Below are 2,168 nucleotides of genomic sequence, written 5' to 3'. Positions count from 1 at the left end.
AAGCCTATGCGATAAAGTTCTTTGTTACAAAAAGGGCAAAGTATCGGTTGCATTAATAGACCTCCTAACGGTGAGCTAAGCCGCGCCGCCGCTGCTTTACTGGAAAAATCGGTGCGTGTCGGCGTCGGCTTGGGCGACTTGTTATGCAAAAAAATCATTAATTGCATGGTGAATTACCTCTTACATATTTAATTATTTCTTCTCTCCAAAACGTATAAGGCGGATCGGTTTTGTTCATAGGCATCAACTTTTCAGAGCACGTTGGACAAATAGAATCTTTTAGTTTGCATTTTAAAAAAATATGAGCATTATTACAGAGCATAAATGTATCATTTTCAATTGGTTGCTTAATTAAATCTCTGGATTTGGGTTCAGATATGAAATTTTTATCGATTTCAGTTTTCAATGTGGCAAAAGTACAAAAAGGCGCATTACCAGAACATCCCCAATTTGGAACTATCGCATAACCTATATTAAAATCATAGCTTCCATCAATATATGCCTTTTTGACTATGTCATTTTCAATAACTAAAGATATTTCTTCAGTATCAATCGGTAGCATGAGGGGTATTGGCAGGATAATTATTATAAAATGCACACCTCTCCAAGACCAATGATATTTATCATCATAACCCTTCTTTTTATAAGTCCAAACAATGCTATTATCCTCACGAATATTTACTTCATTTGGAGCCCCCCAAAGTGCTTTAATCGTGAAAGAATTGATAGGTTTTTTGGTAGGATCTTCATAATAAACATTACCATAAAATTCTGAAATTGAAGGATTATCAATAATTTGCGAATGTGGCAAGGATAGTCCAAAATGAATATTAGCGCATCCCTGTAAAAAAAATATACTTAATACTATAATAACGATCAGTGATTCCCTGGATCTCGACTTAATCATTGAATCTCAATTTTATATTAACAATGTTTTAAAGCATAACGGTGAGCTAAGCTGCGCCGCCGCTGTTTTACTGGTAAAATCGGTGCGTGTCGGCGTCAGCTTGGGCGACTTGTTAGCATTATTTAGTTTGTTTTAGAATGAATAGAGGCATATTTGCGTGGCCGGCATATATTTCAATTGTATTATCGTTTTTTAAAGGAATAATGCGACCATGATCTGACATACAAAGACAGCTCCCGTCAGCTTCTTGAATACATGCAGCAGAATTCCAAAATCCTTTAAGTCCTTGTGGGATAAGTATGCTGAAACCAAAAGAATAATTTCTATATTTCCCAAGTGATGGAATTTCATCAGGGCATGCGGCATGAGCCGTTGCAGCAAATAAAACAAATCCGATAATAGATAGATATATAATTGAATTTTTCATATTAAGAAGCACAACGGTGAGCTAAGCTGCGCCGCCGCTGTTTTACTGGTGGAACCGGTGCGTGTCGGCGTCAGCTTGGGCGACTTGTTATGCCAATATTTCTTCTATTGGCAAGATTTGTTTACCATGACGGACCGTAAGAACAGATATTTGTTTCGGTTCTATACGATAAATAATTCGATAGTTGCCATAAATCAATTCTCTAAATTGATTGTTTTCAATTTCAGGGACGATCCTCCCTATTTCCGGCGAAGATTTTAGATGCTCAACTTTTGAGAATACAGTTTTAACCCATTGCTCTGCTGCAGATGGTTTATCCTGGGCGATGTATTCAGCTATTTCTGAAACCCTATCGACTGCCAGTGGTGACCAGATGATATTCATTTAAGGATTCGCCCTAAAACTTTTTCCATGGCATCCACATGATCTATACCCAGACCATTTTCGATCTGATTTATGGATGTCTGCACATCTGTTAAAAGCTCAATTTTTTCTTGCATGGCTTCATATTCAGTTGCATCAATAAGAACAGCAACGCTTTTTCCATGCTGAGTAATTATCAAAGGTCTTTTTGTATTGTGGACTTGCTTGATAAAGTTTGCAATGCCGGTTCTTATTTCAGATAGCGGCTTGATATCGTCATTTATTCTCAGTCTTTGCATAGCCCGCCTCCTTATATATATTAATTTTGTACATAATAACGTACAAGCAATGCAAATACAAGCTAATATTTATGAAGTGTAGAGAACAAATAAAATGTCCGCACCTGTAGCAAATGAATTGTCCGGAATTATATACATGATTGGAGGTGTATATGATGCAGACGAAGTTGCT

The 2,168-nt window shown here is 36.9% G+C and carries 4 protein-coding genes; all 4 read right to left on the bottom strand.

Going from position 1 to position 2,168, the window contains the following annotated elements; translation table 11 throughout:
• Positions 1 to 157: 157 nt before the first annotated feature.
• Positions 158 to 907: a hypothetical protein gene (locus K245_RS0121455; RefSeq protein ID WP_027360801.1), complete on the bottom strand. Its 750-nt coding sequence runs from the start codon at positions 905 to 907 to the stop codon at positions 158 to 160.
• 118 nt (positions 908 to 1,025) lie between these two features.
• Positions 1,026 to 1,334: a hypothetical protein gene (locus tag K245_RS0121450; RefSeq protein ID WP_027360800.1), complete on the bottom strand. Its 309-nt coding sequence runs from the start codon at positions 1,332 to 1,334 to the stop codon at positions 1,026 to 1,028.
• An 87-nt stretch (positions 1,335 to 1,421) separates the two neighbouring features.
• Complete coding sequence (locus K245_RS0121445) at positions 1,422 to 1,718, bottom strand: type II toxin-antitoxin system RelE/ParE family toxin (RefSeq protein WP_027360799.1); 297 nt, start codon at positions 1,716 to 1,718, stop codon at positions 1,422 to 1,424.
• Positions 1,715 to 1,996: a type II toxin-antitoxin system Phd/YefM family antitoxin gene (locus K245_RS0121440; RefSeq protein ID WP_027360798.1), complete on the bottom strand. Its 282-nt coding sequence runs from the start codon at positions 1,994 to 1,996 to the stop codon at positions 1,715 to 1,717. The genes K245_RS0121445 and K245_RS0121440 overlap by 4 nt, the downstream gene beginning before the upstream one ends.
• Positions 1,997 to 2,168: the final 172 nt, after the last annotated feature.

Source organism: Desulforegula conservatrix Mb1Pa (assembly GCF_000426225.1).
In the GTDB taxonomy this organism is placed as follows: Bacteria; Desulfobacterota; Desulfobacteria; order Desulfobacterales; family Desulforegulaceae; genus Desulforegula; species Desulforegula conservatrix.
Note: the sequence above shows the minus strand (reverse complement) of the source record. Positions and strands in the feature narration are given on the sequence as shown.

Coding starts and splice junctions, on each gene's coding strand:
- K245_RS0121445 (WP_027360799.1), bottom strand. CDS start 1,718: ATGAATATCATCTGGTCACCACTGGCAGTCGATAGGGTTTCAGAAATA.
- K245_RS0121455 (WP_027360801.1), bottom strand. CDS start 907: ATGATTAAGTCGAGATCCAGGGAATCACTGATCGTTATTATAGTATTA.
- K245_RS0121440 (WP_027360798.1), bottom strand. CDS start 1,996: ATGCAAAGACTGAGAATAAATGACGATATCAAGCCGCTATCTGAAATA.
- K245_RS0121450 (WP_027360800.1), bottom strand. CDS start 1,334: ATGAAAAATTCAATTATATATCTATCTATTATCGGATTTGTTTTATTT.